This window comes from Bradyrhizobium sp. CAR08 (genome assembly GCF_052871955.1).
In genome coordinates this window covers 1-21,857 of sequence record NZ_JBIXJX010000033.1, presented here as the reverse complement: position 1 = coordinate 21,857, position 21,857 = coordinate 1, and the positions used below count along the sequence as shown (strand labels likewise).

The 21,857-nt window shown below is 58.2% G+C and carries 14 protein-coding genes and 1 pseudogene; 10 read left to right on the top strand and 5 right to left on the bottom strand.

The features are described from left to right. Positions 1-15 precede the first annotated feature (15 nt). The 4 genes from nodC to ACIPUD_RS37745 are packed head-to-tail and all read right to left on the bottom strand — an operon-like array spanning position 16 to position 3,066. Entirely contained in the window at positions 16-1,374 is a 1,359-nt protein-coding gene (nodC, locus tag ACIPUD_RS37760; protein WP_446482738.1) for a chitooligosaccharide synthase NodC, read from the bottom strand. A 14-nt stretch (positions 1,375-1,388) separates the two neighbouring features. After that, complete coding sequence (nodB, locus tag ACIPUD_RS37755; protein ID WP_446482737.1) at positions 1,389-2,048, bottom strand: chitooligosaccharide deacetylase NodB; 660 nt, start codon at positions 2,046-2,048, stop codon at positions 1,389-1,391. Then, on the bottom strand, positions 2,045-2,677 hold the full coding sequence (locus ACIPUD_RS37750) for a NodA family N-acyltransferase (RefSeq protein WP_446482736.1): 633 nt from the start codon (positions 2,675-2,677) through the stop codon (positions 2,045-2,047). Before ACIPUD_RS37750 ends, nodB begins: the two co-directional genes overlap by 4 nt. Beyond that, a complete protein-coding gene (locus ACIPUD_RS37745) occupies positions 2,674-3,066 on the bottom strand; it encodes a response regulator transcription factor (RefSeq protein ID WP_446482735.1) in 393 nt (130 codons plus the stop codon). Before ACIPUD_RS37745 ends, ACIPUD_RS37750 begins: the two co-directional genes overlap by 4 nt. A gap of 465 nt (positions 3,067-3,531) precedes the next feature. Between ACIPUD_RS37745 and ACIPUD_RS37740 the strand changes: the two genes are divergently transcribed. The 9 genes from ACIPUD_RS37740 (at position 3,532) to ACIPUD_RS37700 (ending at position 18,760) form a co-directional block, all read left to right on the top strand. Then, positions 3,532-4,476, top strand: coding sequence for a LysR family transcriptional regulator (locus tag ACIPUD_RS37740; protein ID WP_446482734.1), 945 nt, complete (start codon positions 3,532-3,534; stop codon positions 4,474-4,476). A 2,626-nt stretch (positions 4,477-7,102) separates the two neighbouring features. Continuing rightward, complete coding sequence (locus tag ACIPUD_RS37735; protein WP_446482733.1) at positions 7,103-7,822, top strand: MerR family transcriptional regulator; 720 nt, start codon at positions 7,103-7,105, stop codon at positions 7,820-7,822. Between the two features lie 650 nt (positions 7,823-8,472). Beyond that, positions 8,473-9,585: a branched-chain amino acid ABC transporter substrate-binding protein gene (locus ACIPUD_RS37730; RefSeq protein WP_446482732.1), complete on the top strand. Its 1,113-nt coding sequence runs from the start codon at positions 8,473-8,475 to the stop codon at positions 9,583-9,585. A 674-nt stretch (positions 9,586-10,259) separates the two neighbouring features. After that, the gene (hisC, locus tag ACIPUD_RS37725; protein WP_446482747.1) at positions 10,260-11,336 is read left to right on the top strand and encodes a histidinol-phosphate transaminase; all 1,077 of its coding nucleotides are present in this window, start codon (positions 10,260-10,262) and stop codon (positions 11,334-11,336) included. A 215-nt stretch (positions 11,337-11,551) separates the two neighbouring features. Beyond that, a complete protein-coding gene (locus ACIPUD_RS37720; RefSeq protein ID WP_446482731.1) occupies positions 11,552-12,586 on the top strand; it encodes an LLM class flavin-dependent oxidoreductase in 1,035 nt (344 codons plus the stop codon). Then, positions 12,583-12,918: a hypothetical protein gene (locus ACIPUD_RS37715; RefSeq protein ID WP_446482730.1), complete on the top strand. Its 336-nt coding sequence runs from the start codon at positions 12,583-12,585 to the stop codon at positions 12,916-12,918. Before ACIPUD_RS37720 ends, ACIPUD_RS37715 begins: the two co-directional genes overlap by 4 nt. Positions 12,919-13,827: 909 nt before the next feature. Next, positions 13,828-14,172, top strand: coding sequence for a hypothetical protein (locus ACIPUD_RS37710; protein ID WP_446482729.1), 345 nt, complete (start codon positions 13,828-13,830; stop codon positions 14,170-14,172). Between the two features lie 554 nt (positions 14,173-14,726). Continuing rightward, positions 14,727-14,924, top strand: a complete 198-nt coding sequence (locus tag ACIPUD_RS37705) for a hypothetical protein (protein WP_446482728.1) — start codon at positions 14,727-14,729, stop codon at positions 14,922-14,924. 3,371 nt (positions 14,925-18,295) lie between these two features. Next, positions 18,296-18,760, top strand: coding sequence for a transglycosylase domain-containing protein (locus tag ACIPUD_RS37700; protein ID WP_446482727.1), 465 nt, complete (start codon positions 18,296-18,298; stop codon positions 18,758-18,760). 1,419 nt (positions 18,761-20,179) lie between these two features. On the opposite strand, the pseudogene ACIPUD_RS37695 reads toward ACIPUD_RS37700, so the two are convergent. Continuing rightward, positions 20,180-20,371: pseudogene (locus tag ACIPUD_RS37695) on the bottom strand (response regulator transcription factor); the annotation flags it as partial. Positions 20,372-21,053: 682 nt separating this feature from the next. Here ACIPUD_RS37695 and ACIPUD_RS37690 point away from each other — a divergent pair. After that, positions 21,054-21,857, top strand: an 804-nt coding sequence (locus ACIPUD_RS37690) for an ISL3 family transposase (protein WP_446482726.1), incomplete at its 3' end; no start/stop codon positions are given.

Here is a 21,857-nt window from a genome sequence, read left to right as displayed (position 1 = left end):
CTCCTACAAAGCTGCTTACTCAGTCTCGGCCGCAATGCCATCCGGCGCGATCAGCTGCGATGGAGCGCGCGAAAGACCTGCCCTGCGAATTTCGCCAGGCATTTCCGATCCGGGGTTAAGGCTTGGTCCAGTTGTCGCGTCTTCGGTCGAGCCCTTCGATTCATCAACGTCTGGTGATTTCGCTATTTTGCGCGAGAGCCAATCGCTGTTGCTCAAGGTACAGAGCGCATAGGCTTTCATCGGGAGCAGGAGGAAGATGTTGATCGGGGTGTGCAGCGAGAAGCCGATAAATCGAAGCTCGCCGGCGCGCAGGGCGGCCACGCTGCATCGAATCAGGGTCATCGCGACGATGGTCAGACCGGTCCACCAGGGCACGGTGCCCGTGAGCGCGAGCTGAGCGAGCGCGGCAATCGATGAGATGGCGAGCAGCAGCGGGCCGAGGTTCTGTCCAATCACGTCCAGCGTGAGGTACCGGTCGAGGCCGGGCAGCAGGTGCAAACCGAGCAGGGTGTCGCGGTAGGTGCTGCGCGCCCAGCGGAGCTGTTGGCGCAGATACGGCAAGAGCGTGTCCGGTACCACCGTGGCGGCGATGGCGTCCGGAACGTACTCCGTTCGGAACCCTGCCTTGAGCATGAGGATGGTCAGATGACGGTCCTCACCGAAGTCGCTGGGTTTTCCCCGGAAGAACTGCGTCTCGTATTGCTCGAGCAGCAACAGCAGCGCGGAGCGCCGGTACATGGCGCACGGCCCACAGCAGCACATGACGGCACCAAATCGCGTCTGCGCCGCGCGCTCCTCGTTGCAAGCCAACCAGTACTCCATGTCGATCAATCGGGTCAGCCAGCTGTCGTTTCGGTTGCTGGCCGTCAATTGGCCCATGGCCGCGCCGACGGCTGGATCCTGCATCTTGCGCACGAGCTTGCTGACCACGTCGCTGTCGATTTCCGTGTCGGAGTCGACGTTGAGCACGAGATCGCCGAATGAGCGGCGAATCGCTGCGATCTGCGCCTTGCGTTTTCCAACATTGCTTGGCAGCAGAATGATGGTGAATCTCGGGTCATACGCGTAGCTCGCGTGGACCGCGGCCACTGCGCCGACATTTGCCGAGCCGTCGTCGACCACGTAGACCTGCAATCGCCCTGGGTAATCCTGACTTGCGATAGACTTCAGGCAGGCCGCCAGCGTGCGCGGGTCCTCGTTGAAGCAGGGCACGATGACATCGACGCTGGGCAGAGCATCGGCGTCGACCCCGTCGTACGGCGGCAGTGGAGCGTCGCTTCGCAGCGCATAAAGCGCCTGCGCGCTCTTGTGGACGCTGGAGAGCAACGCGTAGAAGGCAACAGCAGCGGTGCTGATGGTGGCAAGCAGGCTCATGGGAATCGATCTATTCAGTGAGGTTGAGGAAGCGACCGGATTGCAAATCCACGGTCATGCAGTGCTGGAATTAGTTGCGCGAGCGCCGTCACGGTCTGGTCGCGCCGTCCAGCATGAGGGCAGCGTCCCAACTCGTCGGGAGGGCATCCGTCGTGCAGGAGCACGATTGCGCCCGGCTGGACCGAGGCCAGCACCGCGGCAACAATCGCCTCGACGCCGGGACGCGACCAGTCTTGCGGGTCGACTGACCAGTGCAGGGCTGCCAGTTCGGCCTTCGCCGACACGGCGAAGGCCTCCTTGCTCCAGATCCCGTACGGCGCACGCATGTGCCGCACAGAGGCCCCGGGGCAGGCCATTCCAATGACCTTATTCGTCGTGAGGATCTCGTATTCCACCTCATCCGCTATGCATTTGGCCAAGTCCGGGTGCGTCATTGTGTGGTTTGCGACCTCGTGCCCTTCTGCAATGATGCGCTGGATCAGCTGTGGCTGGGCCGCCGCGTATGCACCGATCACGCAGAAGGTGGCGGGCGTCCGATGCTGCGCCAGAACATCCAGGATAGCCGGCGTGCAAAGCGGGTTGGGACCATCATCAAAGCTCAGATAGACGCAAGGCTCTCCGCCGGCATCGGCGTAGTCGCTCCGCGCTTCAGTCGCGTCGTTCGTGGACCTCACAGTTCTGGCCCGTTCCGTTCGATCGTGTCACCCGCCGGCCAATCGCTCATGGGTCTCGCAATCGGCAGAACGAGGCCGACCACGTCCTCCACACGCGTCGGAGGCACAGTGAGGTAGATGTCCGGACGAGCGGACCGGACGCGGAGCCCTGGCAGAATAGTCGCCAATCCCTGTCGCCCGAGCAGCCTGGTAATATGTTTCTGCAGGGCAGCTCGGACCGTGCCAAAGCCGAACGGCACGCCAAGATCTCGCAATACGGGATACATCACTCGGATCGAGTGGGTTATTCCAAGCCCCTCCAGATCCGGGCGAACCCCGTACAATCCGAGTTCAGCCACGAGCAGATCGGTCTGACCAATTTTTATGAAGCGGCGTAGTGCCGCGATGTGAATCGCAACGCCATGATCATCGTAGCCGATTGCCCGAATTTCAGGCCTTGCGCCGGCCCAGCTTCGATGACCTTCAAAGGGCTTTGCATTGAATTCCCCGGTCGGACCATAGGTCTTCCGGAAGAAGTCGGATAATTCAATGTGGTCAGCAAGTTCAAGGTCATTCTCCCAGCACAACCTCCAACGGACTGGAGGGCGCGCCGAAACACCTCGTGTGGATTCGGGCACGATCATGTTCATAGGGCGTCATTCCTGTTCGCTATCTGGCTCCTGACGCAGGCCAGCAGCTCGCTACCTTCGAAAGGCTTGCTCATGAACTGGAGTCCAGGGCCTCGCCTCACATCGTGTTCGGAATGGCCTGTGAGCAGAACGGTGGGAATCGCGCATCCGGATGCAACCAGATGATCGAAGAGCTCGAGGCCACTCATCGCGCTCGAGTGCATGTCCGCGATCAAGCACGACGTGATCGAACGGCGGTCTGATTTCGAGACCCCCTCTGCGCTCTCGAATGGTTCAGGCACGTAACCTGCGGAAAACACCATATCCGTCAGATCTTCACGCACTGACTGATCTGCATTCACAATCGCGACCACATCGCGCGTGTGCGCAACTTTCATCAGATTCGCCAAGGACGCCTTCGCTTGCATGTTCCGCACGATGTCACCGTCGCAAGGACGCAATCCAATCGGATGCGACCAAGGCACATTTGGCACCCGCAACCGGAGGGGTGCGACCGGACGGCAATCTACGGCCTGGTTGAGGGTTCGCTCAATTCTACGGCGGTACACGGTGGATATAGAATGGGTTGGCGAAGCCATACGATGGTTTGCTCGTCGTATACGCCCACGCAATTTTGCGGATTCCGATCGTTCTAGCTCACGGCGATATGGCTTGCGCAACAGGCGCGAAACTGCGACCGCTCGATCGAGACGTCTTGATTGATACCTAGCGCTGGGCTGAGACGCGCAACGGTTTGTAACCATTCTGATGGATCTGACATCTCGCTAAACTATCGTTTGCTATCCTCATTCGGTACAAATGGTAAAATCGATTATATCGATAGAACACATTCACAGCGTGGATCGCTCCGGATTATGCGTTTCAAGGGCCTTGATCTGAATCTCCTCGTCGCGTTCGACGCCCTGGTGACGCAAGGCAATCTCACTACGGCGGCAAGAAGCATCAACCTCAGTCAACCTGCCATGAGTGCTGCCGTCGCGCGGCTTCGCACTTACTTTCGCGATGAGCTATTCACCATGAAAGGACGGAAGCTTGTCCCAACGCCGCGGGCTGAAGCGCTCGCAGCCCCGATTCGCGAGGCTCTCGCTCACATTCAGCACTCCATTATTTCTCCAGACGGCTTCGATCCGTCTCAATCGAATCGGCGATTTAGGATCATCCTGTCCGACTTCATGACTGTCGTGTTTCTTCGAGGGGTCGTGGACCGCGTCGCGCGGGAAGCACCAACAATCAGCTTCGAGTTGCTGCCGCCCGCAGAGGAACCTGATGAGCTTCTCCGGCGCGGTGAAGTCGATTTTCTCATGTATCCGCAGATGTTCATGTCGAGCGCGCATCCAAAGGCGGCTCTGTTCGATGACACTTTCGTCTGCGTGGGCTGCCCCATGAACAAGCAGCTCGCTTCGCGTCTCACGTTCGAGAAATACATCTCGATCGGGCACGTGGAAGCCCAGTTCGGGCGCTCCCTGAGGCCCTCCTTCCACGAATGGCTCTTGCTCGAGCATGGTTTCAAGATACGCACCGAGGTCGCGGTGCAGGGGTTTGGCATGATTCCGCCTATGTTATTGGGCACCAACCGTATAGCGAGCATGCCCTCAAGATTGGTCAGCCATTTCGCACAGACGATGCCGCTGCGGGTTGTCGAACCTCCCCTGCGACTTCTCACATTCACAGAGGCCGTCCAATGGCCCGCCATTCATAATACTGATCCTGCAAGCATGTGGTTGCGCAACATATTCTTGCAGCAGGCATCCACGATGGTCTCTCCGTCCGAGATCAGCCAATGTCACGGCCCGTCCTAGGACTGTTCGGGCCGGTTGCGGCCTGCTCCCGCTAACCGGACTTACGCCAGGCCCGAAGCCCCCGGTCCTCTGATTGACGTTTGGCACAGTGAAAAAAAGCGCGCTTAAGCGTAGTTTGGTCGGGTCGCAGCCGATTGACTCGCGGTGCCGTGACGATCCTGCGCATCACACAGCTTGCTTGGCGGCTAAGGACTTTCCGCTGATTCGGACGGGACCGCATCACAGGTGCATGCGCCAGCTTCAGAGTACGCAAAAATTATGTGGCCTGTCCGGCGAACAATGTTCGGCCTCAGCACCAAACTCGCTTGAATCGCACGCCGCGTCAGGTTCAAGGCCAGCACCTGCGATCGAAGTTGCAGGCTTCACCTGGTAGCGAACCCGCATCGCTGTTTGCCTGAACTGGTGGATCTCATTGCCTTCAACAGCGATGGAGTTAGTCCCGAAGCGCGCCACTAGATAGAAATGGCTGATGACCAGCAGAGGCGCTTCCTGCTCGTTCAGGTCGAATCAACATGAAAGCTGAACGCAAACGCCGCCCACGATCGCGCACCCCAAAGCCAACCGCCAGCTCGCGCAAACCCGGATGGGCGGGGAAGACTGCGTGTCTTTGCACAATGTCACAATGGAAATTCGGAACACTTCCTCTCTCGATGGCGCTTATCTTCCTCTCGATGCGCGCGATGCCGCGTGATCGAGTGCAACTGCAAGCTTGCAGACCGCAGGATCAACCCGGATCAAGCGACATCAGCTGGCGGCACTTTTCCGGCTGCGCGCGTGTTGCGGTGAGGAGTGTTCATGATGAGAGGACCGCAACTGTGCCAAGGTGCGCCCGCGTAAGCGCTCGCCGCTCCCATTCGCCAAGCCTGCTCCTCCTCCAGCTTTCGATCATTTCGGCCGACATGTTCACCCGAGCCAAATCGGTTCATCGGCGCGGGGTCCTTCTTTCCGATGTCGCAACAATCGTGTTTTTCGAAAGATCGCGGCGTGACTCACATCGCGCCACCGCCGTCCATCTCGAGCTGCTGCCTCGCACCGCTAACCCCGAAGGGCTCCTTTGCTGCGGCAAGATGATTTGCCTATCTTACCCGAAGCATCTATGTCCAGCGCGCTTGCCAAAGCGATACTGTTAGAGGCTGGAATTGAGTGAGTGAGCGGCCGGACGAGCAAGCCAATACCGCGACAGCTCGCCGTCGAGCCTTATGTTCGATGGGATCCTTACGGCGAATCCGCCAGACACTGCCCCCCGATCTGGGAAGTCGCTTTGACTTGAGCACGGTCTTAAGACGCGCATTAAACTCCTCCACCAAGCTACAGCATCTCTGCTTTGCTATTGCGGACCCGTATAGCGAGGCTACCAAAGGCTTGCCAAGTGATTCTGCAAAGGCAGTGTCGCTAGGAATCCTTGCACTTCGGGTGGATTACATCTGCCGAGGGCCGTCCGATGTACTGCGCTCCGCGACACCGAGCCGGCGCAAGCCTAAACACGCAAGTTATTGCTGTATTAGTTATGCCAAGGCTTTCCCCGGGCGTGAGCGCGCGGCACCTGGGGCGGCCGTAGACGCGTTTTGAGTGCCGCCACATGCGACGGATATGGCACGATTGTTCGAGACCCGGTCCTTAAATTGGGAGCAACGTTTTGCCAGGCGCTTCAGATGCGCCTGCGTTGAGATAATGTCTTCAGGACTGGTCTTGAGCTCCGTCTCCCCTCATTCTCCCGACGTTTACGGCGGCGGACCTGCGTCGTTGAAGAGCAGCCATCATCTTCCGGCACTCAAAACCTGGGAGCAATCGCGCGCGCGACGCCTTCGAGCCCACATTGCCAACACAAGAGGGCTAGCCGACGGTCGAAAAAGCTGTTAGGCGCCGAGCCGGCCGCCGCGCCGCGCACGTGATCGCGCGACTGACCGACGATAATCAACCCAATCAACCGCACCGCGCGCGTAGGTAATAGACGTCACAGCAAGGATTGCGACTGAAAAAGAGCCATCTGGTCAGATCAGTGCTGTGTCTGGGCTTCCCGTTTCGGGAGGCCGTGTCTCAGCGGGTTGCCACGCACATGCTTTCGCTTCTCCTGATGATCAGGCCGCAAATAGCCACCGCTGCTGCAGGATCGAGGAGACATTGTACAGTTTCGGTTAATGCGCTCTTGGCAAAAGGGAAGCAAACGCCGTGTTGCACAACGGCACCACGTGGACGCACCCGTCACAATCTTTCGCACACGTCGCCGCTCCGTCTCCTTTTTGCCCCACCACAGCCAAACGGCTTCGTCACGTGCGGCGCGAGTGCAATCATCAAGGGAGCTTTCTGTTGGATAAGCCGAGCGGAGTCTACGATCCGGATGATCTCGCGAGCTTGGGAAGGCTGTTCGATCAAGCGATCGCGTCTTTACCGTCATGCATGCGAACCAGCGAGAATCGCGTGGCGATCGCCAGACTGGTCATGCAACGCGCAGCGAGGGACGAATTGGCGTCGCTAGCGTACTTGATGCTTGCACTTGTCTCGGCCGCTTGAGCACCGGCATGCACTCTAACCTCCTGGGGCCTGCAGCAAGAGACGCATCATCTAGATCATTGAAATAACTTGATTCTCACGTGACGTCAGGTTGTAGGCTTGCAAATTGAGGATCATGACAAACGCGATACCACGACGGCGCCGATGGCGCATTGGAGAACTTGCAGAGGCGACCGGTGTAACCGTACGCACTCTGCATCATTACGAACATACCGGGTTATTGACGGTGTCGGAACGTACGTGTGGCGGTCACCGCATGTACGATCGGGAAAGCCTACAACGCGTCTCCCAGATTCGCGCTCTACGTGAGCTCGGCTTCTCGCTTCCTGAGATCCGCAAGGCGATCGAGGGGCGGACATCTCTCACGGACCTGTTGCGAAACCATCTGGAGCGGATTGAGCTTCAAGTCGCGCGCGCGACATTATTACGGGATCGATTGCGCACTATGACGACGCAAGGTGAGACAGAAGTCAGTGTCGACGAGCTGCCGGCGACGCTAGATGCCATGTCGCGGATTGAGGAGCGTACCCGCTCTGCCATCTGCACGTGCGCCTCTAACGCTAGCCGCGAAGATCGGTGGCGAAAGATTCGGGACGAGCTGCGAAGCTGCATGGACCAGGGTGAGCCTCCGTGCTGCAAGCGGGCAAATGCAATCGCGCGTCAGGCCCGTTCGCTGCTGACTGAGATCGCAGGAGTTGATTCGACTGTCTCGATGATACTTAAGGTGCTGACGCGATTGACCGAACCACACAATCTCGCCGGCTGGGATGCGAGCCTCATGCGATACCTCGATCTCGCCCTCGCCGCGCTGGAGGACCAGCTGGGAAAGAATTGAGCGCACCCGTTGCGACGCCCTCCCACTGGAATGTCGCCAAACCCAATGAGCTCATGGTGATCCTTGTCTGAGCCAGGGTCGTTTGGTCCCTAGCAGTTCGCCTCCAAAGCTGCGTTGTCCCACTATTTGGAGTTTCGCTCTGCGGATCTTTGGCAATCAACCTCGACGAGCACGCTTCAAAGTACTTGATTCGTACGTAGCGTCACATTGTACCTTCTAAAAGCATCGACGCAGCAGCGGGGCGACGGACAGAGCGTCGGCTAAATTAAGGGAGACTCCGATGACCGGCACCACTTACGGACGTTCTCGGTGAGAGTTCTCCACGAGAACCCGTCGCTCGATGATCGTCCCGCGCCGTCCAAGCGTCTCCTCGGCACACGTCTGTCGAGCACGGAAGATTGGCGCGAGTACCGGGTATCGGCGGGATGTTCGATATTGGTGCTGTCAGCCTTAGACCGCTTCTCCTGACTAGTTTCGGAACGTCCATTCGTCCGTGTCCGCCCGATGCTTATGCCCAACCTGGCAACAACCTGAGCCCATCCGTACCCAACCTGAGTTCGACTGAAACATCATTGCGCCGGATTGTTGGTCGCCGTCATACCAGGATGGCGAGCAGACCAAGTCGTAGCGCGAGACATCGGGAGCCCTACATGTCGGTCCTTCGCGTTCACAGGCTTGCAGCTGCTGCGCTCCTTTCTTTGGCCCTGAGCTCGAGCGGCAAAGCAGAAGATGTTTACATTGCCATAGCCGGTCCAATGACGGGAAGCACTGCGGCGCTCGGCGCGCAGATACGCGATGGAGCGGCCGCAGCTGTAGATTCGATAAATGCTTCGGGTCTGCTGCCTAACACAAGGCTCATATTGAAGATCGCGGACGATGCATGCGATCCCAAGCAGGCCGTCGCTGTTGCCAATCGCCTGACAAGTGACGGGATCAAGCTCGTCGTTGGTCACTTCTGTTCATCTTCGTCGATTCCGGCTTCAGACATATACGCCGAAGCCGAGGTAATTCAGATTTCACCCGGCTCGACGAATCCGCGTCTGACAGAGCGCGGCCTAGCCACGCTGTTTCGGATTTGCGGCCGCGATGACCAACAAGGCAGGGTTGCGGCCGATTACATCGTCCGGCACCACCAAGGCGCAAAGCTCGCAGTCCTCGACGACAAGAGCACAGCAGGCAGGGGTATCGCCGATATCGTTGAATCGCGCCTTCGTGCAGCCGGCGAGCATCCCGTTCGACAAAGCTATGTTGCAGGCGAGAAGGATTACACCGCTCTCGTTTCGCGACTGAAGAGAGAGGGAATCCAGCTCGTCTATATCGGCGGCTATTACAACGAGATCGGCCTGATCGTGCGTCAAGCCGCGGAGGCGGGCGCACGTCTGACCGTGATCGCCAACGATCCTCTGACGACAACCGACTTTTTGGCCATTGCCGGCGAGGCTGCGAACGGCACGCTCTTTACCTTTATGCCGGATCCGACGAAGAATGCTGCAGGCGCAGCTGCTCTCGCCAAGCTCAAGGGTTCGAGCCTAACCGCCGCAGGTTACACGCTCTACGCTTATGCCGCGGTTCAAGCATGGGCCGACTCCGTCAAACGGGCCGGCACCTTAGATGCCACGCGGGTCGCTGCGGCCCTCCGCTCCGAGTCAATCGACACGGCTATCGGCGCTGTTGCATTCGACTCCAACGGAGACAATGCCGCTCCTGGCTTCATCGTGTACCGCTGGCGCGACAATACCGTCGAAGCGGTCGAGCAGAACTGACCGCCCGTGCCAACACCGTACGGAGCGTTCGAATGATGAACCATCCTCGATATATCGATTACGCGCTGCTCACGTGCCTCGCAATCGCCGCAGTCTCAGCATTTCTCACCCTCGCAGCAATGCTATCACAGCTATCGTGCGCGCTCGCAGGGCCGCCCGAAGAGTACGTTCCCATTCGTCTGGTGCCACTGCAGTGAGCATCACATCCACATTCGTAAGGCCGACGAAGACCGGTGTCTTCTTCCGGCCAGTGAAATTGATGCCCGCCTCGCTCTCGGGAGTGAGCTGTCAGGACCTCTTTAGAACGAACGTACGTCGTGAAACGATGTCAGTCACGCGCAGTCCGTCTGCCGATTGCGCGGGTTCGAGCCAATCGTTAGCTGCGGTGTTCCGTCGAGGGACGTGGCCTTCCATCTCTTTCCTGGAAACAGGTGTTGGTTCGGAAAACGCCGTGCGACGCCTGATCCGTACTGATCGCTATCCGGCCTTGAGACGGAGTCTGATCCGGTACGGCCCTTAGAGCCAGGTCTGCCTCCCAACACTCACATTCATGCAGGCCTCGCCCTTCTTGGGTCCGAACAAAGCGCACGCAGCCACGTAGGCTCGCCGAACGCCCTCAAATACTCTCGTCGACAAAAAGGGAGAATACCACTTTGGATGCAAAGTTGCAGACTATGCTCTCCGCGCTCTCGCCGGTGGCTCGCGAACTGGATGCTCTACCGTCGGGGCGTCCCACCACCGACAACAATTGCGTGAAACTAAACACGAATGAGAACCCCTTTCCGTTGCCAGGCGTCGTGATGCGAAGCGCAATTGCAGCTCTCGAGCTGCAATACCGCTATCCAGAAGACGACAATGTCAGCTTGAGGCAAGCGGCCGCAGCTGCCTATGGCATTGCAACTGATCGCGTGATGGCTGGCAATGGATCGTCTGAACTGCTCAGCCTCATTTACAGAGCCTTTCTTGCCCCGGGCGACGACGTTGCGATGATGTCGCCGGGTTTTTCCTTCAATCGCAAGCTTGCCATGTTGCAAGGGGCCCGTTTCATTGAAATTCCCTGGTCTGAACCGGACTGCTTGCCGATGGACGAGCTGCTTTTCGGTTCGGCTAAACATGCCAAGTTCATTCTGCTGGCCAATCCGAACAATCCGACCGGATCGTTTGTTCCGCTCGCTGAGATCGAACGCCTCGTTTCACGATCTGACCGGTTGATCGTACTGGACGAAGCTTACGTCGATTTCGCACCTGAGCACGGCCTACGCCTCGTTCAGCAACATTCGAATCTTGTGGTCCTGCGCACATTCTCCAAGAGTTATTCCGCCGCTGGCATCCGCGTCGGATTCGGCTTCGGCCATCCCGAGCTGATCGGGAGACTTCGCAACATCCAGAATGTCTTCAATATGAATGTGGTCGCTCACGCCGTGGGCATGAGCGTCCTTGCGCATCGCGACGCTTATGAGGAGAACCATCGCCACGTCAGGCTTGAGCGCCAGCGCGTAACGGCCGCCCTCTCTGAATTTGGATTCTGCGTAACGCCTTCCCACGCGAACTTCCTCCTCGCCCGTGTGCCGGTAGGCCAGGGTGGCAGATGGTGGCAGGCGGCGTTGCAAGACCAGAGAGTCCTTGTTGCCTTCTTTCCGGATGCCGGCCTGGAAGAGTGCATTCGGGTTAGCATCGGTACAAAGCGCCAGATGGATGCGTTTCTTGCCGCCGTCGGCAGCATTCTTAGGAAAGTGGGATGTCGTGGGTAATGGTCCCTTTCACTCTTGTCACAGATGTCTGTCGTAATCGATCCGGACCCACACATGATGCAGCTTCGCGACGCAGCAGGACTCAGTCCTTGTCCAATTGCCGGAATACGAGCTGTAGAGAACCGCTTCACAGCACATGCATCGCGTTCCCAGGGAGCGCCTCTTGCCCCCAAAACCCGGCGGACTCCGGTCCTCTCTATATAGGAGATGAGTGAGTGAGAAACGTGGTTCCCTCAAATCTGACCTGCGGCATCTTTGATCATCTTGACGAGGACGGCCGGGATATCGCACGGCAATACGCGGACCGCCTTACCCTGGCGGAGGCCTACGACCGGCTCGGTTTCTATGCCTATCATCTAGCGGAGCATCATTGCACTCCGCACGGACTGGGTCCGTCGCCGAACTTGTTTCTGTCAAGCGTCATACAACGCACACGGCGACTTCGCGTCGGTCCTTTGGTCATGCTGCTCAACCTCTATCACCCGCTGCGTGCATTCGAGGAGATCTGCATGTTGGATCACCTGAGCGGCGGCAGGCTTGAGGTCGGCCTTGGTCGCGGCTCTCTGCCGATCGAATTGAGCTATTTTGGCGTTGGAGCCGATGTGGCCTCTAGCCGTTACGAGGAAGCTTCCCAAATCTTCGTCGGCGCGATGAATGGGGGCCCGCTCTCATACGAAGGGCAGCATTTTGCGCTACGCGACGTCCCTTTGACGCTTTCGCCTTACCAGCGTCCTTGTCCCCCGACATGGATTGCGACAAATCGGCCAGACTCCGCCCGCTGGGCGGCGGCAAATAGCGCCAATCTCGCGTGCATGGGCCCTTCTTCTGCCGTTCGCAAGATAACCGATGTCTATCGCGTTCATCAAAACGCCGAGGGTGACGCCAACAGTTCAGCACCATTTCTTGCATTGCTCCGCATGGTTGTGATTGCCAGCACTGAAGCAGGGGCCCATTCCCTCGCCGCGCCAGCCTACGAAGCATGGCTTAGAAGCTTTAAGTTCCTGTACGAACTCAATGACATCCCGCCTCCATCTAACCTGCCCCTGTCCTTGGATGCCGCAATTGAGAGTGAACTGTGCGTTGTCGGAACGAGCGCTTCGGTGCGCCAAACTCTTCTGGATCACGTCGAAGAGGCAGGCGTCAACTATCTCCTTTGCCAGCTCGCCTTCGGATCTCTACCACTGGAGGCCTGCCTCAACACCGCCACTGCGATTCACTCCGAGCTCATAGCGGCAGAGCGCGGGCTATGACCCACAGCGGTTCCGATAAGTTCGCGGTTGACCTGATAATAGAAGGCAATAGCGACGCCGATGAGCACCGCTGCCGAATGGCTCGATCAGCCGCTGCTATCGTTCAAATGGCTTTTACACCCAAGCGAGCCTTTCGGCTGCATCAGCAAACAGAAGGCTTAACGGCAATAAATCGCCTATCTCTCATTTTGCACGCGTTGAGAATGCCCGAGCATTGGTTTGCCTGGACACGTGAGTTGGTTCAGGCTGATCCCGCTTTGGCGCGCCGGCTCGTCGATCGCATTCCAGACGAATCCAAGGTGTGGGTTATCGCCAGAGCGGGCCTGTCGTGACACGGTCCCGGCAGCGCTCCGACCGTACGGAGGAGATCGCGCGCAAGCTCGAGATCGTGCTGGCGGAGTTGGCTGCACTGCGCATTCTGCTGGCTGCGCACGGCATTAGCACCCCTCCACCTGTCCATGAGGACTACCTCACAGTTCAGCGGTTCGCAGCGACGAAACACATAAGCCCGGAAGCCGTGCTCTCTCGGATCCGCCGCGGCAAGCTGCGTGCGGAGAAACGCGGGGGCCGCTGGTGGGTGAAATGCACGGTTTGCACAGCATAGCCGTGCAGTGAGCAGGACAGTAAGACAGTCGAAGTGAGTCAATCCGAGATACGGACTCCGGCAGATGAAAATGATCTGCGCATATAACCTACTATCACGGCTGGGCTCGACCGGGCGGTCGATGGAGAACCAATAGATTGATCGAGGTCAACGTGGCGCACGACCAACACACGCGATCGCCAACTCGGGAGGGTCGATCTCGACGCACCCACGCAATCAAGGAACGCGTCCGCGGTCCGAGCAACGGGATATCGGATGACCAGCTTTGCGTGAGCGGGATCACTCAGCCGATTCGGCGTCGTCGACAGAGCGATCGCAGCGCACACGCGGAAGAGCACGGATGCTTTGGCAGTAGATGTCCACCTCCAATACCCATTGCAGCGTATGGCAAAACGAAGACGGCGCACGTCCTCCATGTCGGCTTTTGACGCCGTCTCACGCACACTATGTTACGGCCTCGGAGCACAGCGAATGAGTGCCCTTTGAAGGTCCGTCTCACGCCGCCCGGGGGCATAGCAGCGGAAACGTAATTCCGGTCATTCGCCTGTTCAGGATCACCTCGCACGCCGGTGTCAATCGGGGAGGCGTCGGATTTGGCGGATGGCCACCAGAGTCTGGCTGGAGAAGGAGATCGCCTATGATGTCACCAAGACTGATGTCAGTTCTGGGGTCGATGGTAGCAGTCGAGCGTATGTTTTGGAAACTTCGAGAATTGATCGATAGCGATAGCTCACTCTTACCTGACGTTCGAGAGACGCTCCATGTGATTTTAGACGCGAAGCTTCTTTCCGCCAAAGATAAGATTATGAGCGACGCGCGCGCTGCGATCGACGCAACTCCTGATTTGCCGCAGGCAGTCCGCGAGCGAGCATACAGCTCGCTCGATTCTGCAATGAAAATGTTCATGGCCAGCGAACCCCAACGCACCCAGGATCTCCTTAGCGAGATCGGCATGTTGAGCGCTCATCGCAAGATGCATTGATGCATGCCCCGCTCCGTCGATCCCTTGCCGCGACGTTTGGCTGTGCACGGTTGATGTTAGGCGAGGCGATTCGATTTACTTGCTGAGCAGCCATCAGCCCGGTGGCATGCAACGACAGCACCACGCTAGTTAATCAATCTAGTGCCTCCCTGGCGGCCGGCAGGGCTTGGGTGGAGACCTGCCGAAATGCTGCAGGCTCGGATTAATCTCGTGCATCACGAACGACGCTTCTCTGGCCAGCCTCAACCGCCCGCTGCATCGAACAGTGCGAGGCCCCTTCAGCTCTGCAACTTAATCACCGAAAGGGCGGTCGCATGCTGAGCCACTCTATCGCGTTAGCCTGATCAAGTCGATCAAGAGCATCGGCTTGCCCGCCGAACGTTGATCCCTCTTGGTCCATCCGCAGCATGGAAACCTCACGTCAAAACAATAGATTTTTCACCGCTTGCGCCCAGATCGAGGCCTCTCCTGGTCCGGCTATCCTGACTGGGGCGCAGCGTGACGTAGGCGCGCGGGAGCTGCTTGGGTGCATCAATCTGGATCGAACATCGATAATGAAGCAGTATGGGCCGCTTGCGCTCAGAGCTCTGGCCAAGCAAGAGCAGCGCGCAATCGCCAGTAACGAGAAGGGCGATATGCGCCGTTGGGTGCAGCTCTCTGTCAGCTGGGATTCCGGATGGCTGCGCTTGATTCGCATCGGTCAGGCTTCGCGCCGCTCGACGGCGCTTGGCGAGAACAGGGAACTGATTTAGGCGCTGGGTTTCAAAGGATGAGTGCGGTCGCCCTTGCATTTCATTGTGGCCGGCCGACCGCTTGCCGACGCGCGAACACAAGAGTCGCGCCGATTGCGCACCCAGATGGCTTGTCTCCTCCACGTTTCAGATGCCACCTGAAACGTTTTGTCCGTTGCCCACCAGCAGGGAAGATGGGCAATGCCGTCGGACTAAGCGCACCAGTCTGACCAACCACATCGATTGGCATAACGCATTTAGCTTCCTGCAACGATCGCGGCGTGGACTGCTCTGGGACGCATCCGCAAAGCTGTGCCACGCTACGCACACGCTGCTGTCGGCCACATCGAGCTGGAATGCATTTCGGCCGGGAGTCGCCGGAGGGACTCGGCTCATACGTAGCGTCTCGCCCTCGGAATCACGCATCTGCCGAATCGCGCCGACCAATTGTCGACCAGCGATGCAGAAGGGTGACGTAGCACATCAAGGCACTCCTCGGGATTAGACGTTGAGGATGACGACAGCACTTCTTTTCTTACGATGTTCTTCGCCGGCTTTGGCCACGACGAGCCGAGCTGGCGTAGCCGGAAAGGACGTGAGCGCGCCCGGCTCTCTGCTGCTCTCTTTCCTTCCGATGCCTCCGCTACGCTCCCGCCCCAAGTTCCCGCAGGCCCGGTTTCTAACGTTGCATTCGGCCTCGCTCGAGCAAGGAAATTGCCGATCCGTCACGCGAGGGCGAACACCTCCCGCCGCCACTTCGACGAGCACAGATGCGCAACCCAGATTGGCGGCCACGCGCGTGGGCGCGTAGAGTCAAGCCCGCGCAGCATCTATATGGTCTTAGCATGTGCGGAAGCTATTGCCGGGCGGAACTTCCACCAGAGATCGTAGACAATTCGCGGGCGAGCTAGCGCTTGAACTGAATTGGACGCGAGCGCGATTGCTGCAGGGTCGGCGATGACCATTTTCAATTTCCTACGGCATCTAGGCGCTTGGATGCCCCTCGCGATCTGCACTGCGTGAAAAGAGAGATGCAGGGCGCTCGGACGCCTCGGATCTGATCTCGCGTTAGGATCACGCTCGCGTTGGCCGTGATCAATGGTTCCTGGCCGAGCTAGATTCCCTGAAGCAGCCTACCCAAACTGGCAGTTTCGAAGGTGGGGCTTCCTTTCTAGAATTCGATCTGCGACGGGCAGTACAGCGGATGCATCATGAAGCCTGACGAGCGCCTCGCCGAAGTCGTTGAGAATAGCTCATGTTTTGATGATGAGGCACGGGAGGTGTGGGCACAGTGCCTCTCACCCACTGACCGGCTTGCGTATATTCGCAAGCATCGTTCTCACTTCCGGTTTTCAGATTACGATGACGTGATAGCTGTTGTACGCGGTCGGCGCTTCACCGGTTGCTCATCGCAGCTCCTCCGGTGGCGTCACAGGATACGAGCGAGGACGTTGCAAAGCGCCTTGCTCTTCTCCGTCGCGGTGTGGCTGATCATCATTTGGCTTGCGGTGTGGTTTATCCGCTGAGATCGGCAGCCAACTTTCGTCCATACGTAGGGATAGCTGTGCCCGCATGCATCCGAGCATTGGGGCGCAGTTGGAGATAATCTGAAAAGCCGCAACCTGACGCAGCGTTCGGTCCGGACATTGTTTTAGGCGCAATGTTGCGAAGCAGTTACCGCAAAATCGCGCGAATGTTGTTAAGAAGCGCGTGGCTGGGGGCGCCCAGGGGATGAGAGTAGAAATGAAGAACTTATTGGCTGAGACTGTAAGCATTATGGCGACGGCGCGGTGACGTCCGCATTCGGCGCGGATCTGCCTGCGTAGGCCGTCCAATCTCTCTACACCAAAGCTCTGCAGCCCTGCCGCGGCTGCGATCTACGACTGGAGCAGCTACTATATCCGCATGGACGGTGGCTTCGGCTCAAACTCGAATTGCTGGGATTTCAATGGCGGCACGCCCGAGGGCTGTCATGATGGCACCGGCGTAACTGTGGGTCGCCAGATCGGCTATCGATGGCAGAAGGCCAGTCGAGCAAGGGCTGGGCGAGATGCGGAGGTTGCGCGCTTCAGGCGGATTACCCTGCACGGCCCGATTGCTTGGGCACGATTGAACTTCTTGTCCGACAACAGATGCGCCATGTGCGCAATTCGCCACGCCGACAAATTCGGAACCATACTCATCCGTATCGACAAGCGCCTTTCTTAGGAAGATGGGGCGTGGCTTTGCCGTTGCATTACCGCTCTCAGTCGCGTGCACTCACATGGTGTTCAGATCGAAAGCTGGCGTGGATTTGCGCATATAAGGGGGAGAACCGCGGCGGCGACGACGTCAGCCTCTCTGGCGTAAGGGACATATGCTAGGGTACTACGCCGAGAGCGCACAACTTACAACAGCCGAACACCTGGGCGAATCGCGAATTCTCTTACACAATGTCCTGAGTGATCCAGCAACCATGCCACCCAAGACCTCTTAAAGACTTGAATCGGACCCAGCGTCAAGTTGTACCAACTAGCGGTTCGATTCGCTCAACTGAGACATAACCCGCCTCATGACGACGGCACAGCACATTTACGATCTGCGAGGCGGTGCTGGAAATGGATATATCTTGACGATGGCATTTGTTCTTCTCGCTCTGATCTTTATCGCAGGCTCTGGCGCCGGCTATGCCGTCCGCAGCTGGCATGCTCGCAGGCGGCGAGAGCGCGCGCGGCTGTATATGGCTTGTACCCACTCCGCTGCTCCTGCGAAACCATCACTCAGATGTCCGGGACGCGCGAGCAATGATGTACCAAAGTGACAGCTTCAGTTGTGATGCCGACTAGCGAAGCTCCCGCAAACGACTCGCTTGCGAGCAACCAGCATCGGGGTGCTGCAGACTAGATACCATCGAGAATACAGCGTGACGGCTGAACGACCCACGACCCGCGAGACCCTCATAACTGCAGGCGTAGTGGCCCCATGCCCTCAGAGCTGACGCCCGATTTGTAAGCTTGCATGTGTCGTTCTAGCCGCAGCGTGTCGCATCTCCCGACTTGTCTGATTGCCCCACACAAGCTTTTCTTCGGCGATTTCAATGAAAAACATGGAAACAAGAAGGCCGAGCGGCATGCCGACAGCGGCACGCGTTTCGCCGCGCGAACTCCAGATAATTGAAAGAAGCAAGTGAATCAGATGAGGCCGCGAAGCCGGACCGCCGCGATCCAAGAGCGTATAATGGGATCAGCTAGGCGTCTCTGTTCAATCACCCCTATGGTTACGGAGCTGATGGGGGGTGCGCTGCGTGTTGGCCGACCGCTACGCTGGGTGATTGTCGACCCGCTTTCGGAGGCTTTAACATTCGGGATCATCAGCCTGATACTGTCATTGATCGTGACAATCCCAGTTTTTTCATGAGACCGCAGGTCAGAATTGGGGCGAGCACTCTGACCCTACAGTGTGTCTGCCGGATTGCCGCGCGGGTCAGACCAGCGGTTGCGCTACGTATATCTCGATTGGCTGAAAGAGCTTCCGGACGCCTTAATCAAGGCGAGGCTTTGACCGAGGATCACCGCTTCTACAGCCGTTTCGGCATTGACCTTGCTGCTATCGCCCGCTCGTTCCATGCTAATTGGAACCTAGACGGCACACATTCGACCGTTAGCCAGCAGGTTGCAAGGATTCTATTCCCGTCAAATGGAGCCGCTGTCGAGGACAGAATTCACGAGGCACTTGTCGCGATTTGGCTCGAGCGGCGGCTCACCAAGGATGAACTCCTAACGATCTATTTGAACCGGGTGCAGATCGGAGCCACTATCTTCGGCGTGAGTGATGCGGCACGGCTCTATCTCAACAAACGCGTTCAGGACATGACCTGAGCGAAGCGGCCACCCTTGCCGGCTTGCTAAATGAACCGCTCGATGTAGCTTCGCACATTGGTCTTCGGAATGTGCATCAGCGTGCAAGCCTGGTTCTCGATAAGCTTGTCCAGACCGGATTCATGACTGATGACCAGGTGTTTGGTGCAAGGCACTCTCCGGCACAGCTAATGTTCAGGCCCGACGAGGGGTCGTTAAACTAGGGCAATCGACAACGAGGTTCTCACAGACAGTAACTACGCGAAATTCGAGGGCAAACTTGCTGGATCAAAGCCGACGTCCGTCATTGTAGCTTTAAGAAACGCCTCTATAACTATCCGCTGCATCACTGGTCGTGTGAGGGTGTGAGGGCAGGGATCGCGTTTAAGCTGCCAAAGAACCCGAGCTCCGGCATAACTGTTGCGCTCTGTGTCAGATTTGTCTGCGGCCTCTTTTCATCATGCATCGGATTCAGCCCGAGCGTATCCCGCCTCATGAGGCTCTTGTGAGCGCCGCATTTATAAAGGCTTAGCGCCTTTTGGAGACAGATCCGATCCTGGCACATAGCCCTCCGACCCTGCGCTATGATCGGTTACGAACTCGTTCGGAGTGCTCGGTCGAAACCGGCGAGCGGGATGTGCTGCGTCTTGCAAACGGCGCGATAAGAACTTTACGGCTTAAATTGGCAAAGTGCCACACTTCATAAACTTGCTTCGTGGCGACAACATAGTAGAGGACCGGAGACCCTGGTTAACTGTGCCCCCTCGCTGTGAATAGAATGACATTCCGATTCTGTCCGATCTCGATGACCGTTCACCCATTCCTGACGAGCTCGATAACTGCGGCGTCGGTCTGCTTGCGCTCGAGATACCGATCTTGATGCGCGTTTTTCGCGCCACCTGGTAGCTTTGAATCGGCGGCGCACCCAACACAATTCGAACCGGCCGCAAGAAAGGACGCGTGCCATGAGCGAAAGCTGAGCGCGGGTTGCTCCATCGAGCACGAACGCTCAGCTGCGTGGACGATAGGGGCGGCGCCCCAGTCGGTAGTCGCCATCATGACGGCGGCACCGTCGGATGCTCCAGAAAGTCAATCCCGCAGCATCACAGTGCGGCGATTCGCAAGCACGGCATACCGCGGCTCTCCAGGCCGTACACGATGGTCCCCTGGCGCTGCTTCTTGCCGAAGCTCCAGTCGACGATTCCGGTGAATCATGGCTCCGTTCGCGGGCGGCTTCCTCGGCCGCGGCTGGGCCTAGTTGCGGGGATCCAACGCCAGAAGACCGGCGATGACTTGGAGCAATCCCGCCCCGGAACGGCCAGATCATGGGTCGCGCAACCCGCTGCTCTCGGGAGACGAGATCGGATTGTAACGGATTGATTCCGGTACGTGACGATAGGGGTCGCCGCGCACGCGCTGAATGGCAGCAGGCGCTGTAACTCAGATAAGCCTGAGGCGGCGCGCCTTCACAACGCACTGGGTGCGGCTGGTTGTTTCCAGCTTTCGCATCGCGTTCTTAAGGTGAAAGTTGACAGTATTCTCGCTAACCTCGAGTATGACTCCGATTGCCCAGGATGATTTGCCCTCCTCTACCCACCGCAAGCACTGTTTTTCCCGTGCGGACAGCACAACGTCTTGCACATCGACCATGTTTTTCTCCCGGAGCCGAGACGATCTAGGGACGAGAACAGCAAATCCCGTACCACGCGATGCCGATCCCAAAATCTCGCACCGCAAAACTCCGAGAAACATCGATACAAGCGTGGAAGATCGCGGCTCAAAGGGCTGCATCAAGGATTACCGAGCGCATCGTGACATGCGTCGTCAATGCGACAGAACACTTGCAACAATCGCGACACCTGACGTTTACGTCCGCGCTTCCGGTGCCTGCGGGCCCGCTCCTCAAGAGCGGTTCCTAAGCCCGATAGGATCGCTCGGGTGGGGCCGACGCTTCCGTCCCGCGAACAAAACTCGTTCGGTTTGCGTCAGCGCCTTTCGCAGGTCGGCTTGCCCCTCTTTCGCACTTCCCGTGCCTTCTGGAGGAAACAATACCTGAATTCAACTCACCATCGTTCCGTGTGCGCTCTCATTTATTTCGTTGCCGCCACTGTTATCTTGTAGTTTGCTTCTCGGAGCTCCTTCGAATCATTTGATTGCGAGGGCTCCACGATAACGGAGGTTGTCTGCCACGAGTGCCGACCGCAACTACGTCATCGTTTGCAAATTGACGCTGATCGGCGTCCAATTTTGGGGCTGACTCATTTCCGATGAAGTTTGCCGGGCGACTGTGGTTCTCAAACGGAGAATCAGCGCCATGCGGACGGGCTTTCAAATCTCATCGCTAGTACCGAGTGGTTTGGTGTTTGATGGTGTAAGTGACTCAATGGATTCGCTTGTTCTGTCTGTTAGGTCGGAAGCTGCGGAGGCTCGGTGCCCTTTGTGCGCGACAGCGTCGAGCCGCATCCATAGCCGTTACATCCGGCACGTGGCCGATTTGCCATCAGCGGGGAGAAAGGTGCGCCTCCGATTGCTCACGCGGCGCTTCACATGTGAGGTGCCGCATTGCCGCCGGCGGATCTTCGCAGAGCGGTTCGGAGAAGACATCGTCCCGCTTCGACGGCGCCGGACGGCACGGCTGGAATACATCGTCCATCACTTGGGGTTGGCGCTCGGCGGCCGGCCGGCGGCAAGCTTCGCCAAGCGGCTCATGTTGCCCGTCAGCAACGATACCTTGCTACGGGTGGTCCGCCGGCGAACGGCGATGCCGACAGATCCATTGTTTGTTGTGGGCATCGATGACTGGGCGTTCCGGAGAAACCATCGATACGGGACGATCGTGTGCGATTTGGAGCGTCGGCGGATCGTTACCCTGCTGCCCGACAGGGAAACTGCGGCCGTTCGGGCGTGGCTATCGAAGCACCCAGCGATCAACATTGTGTCGCGAGATCGCGGTGGTGGATACGGCGAGGCAGCAGCCAAGGCGCTGCCGAACGCCATCCAAGTCGCCGACCGCTGGCATCTGATGGAAAATGCGAGCGCGGCCTTCCTTGATGCGGTGCGCCGCTCCATGAACAGAATCCGAACCGCAATTGGAGCGACGACGATCAACCCGGAATTG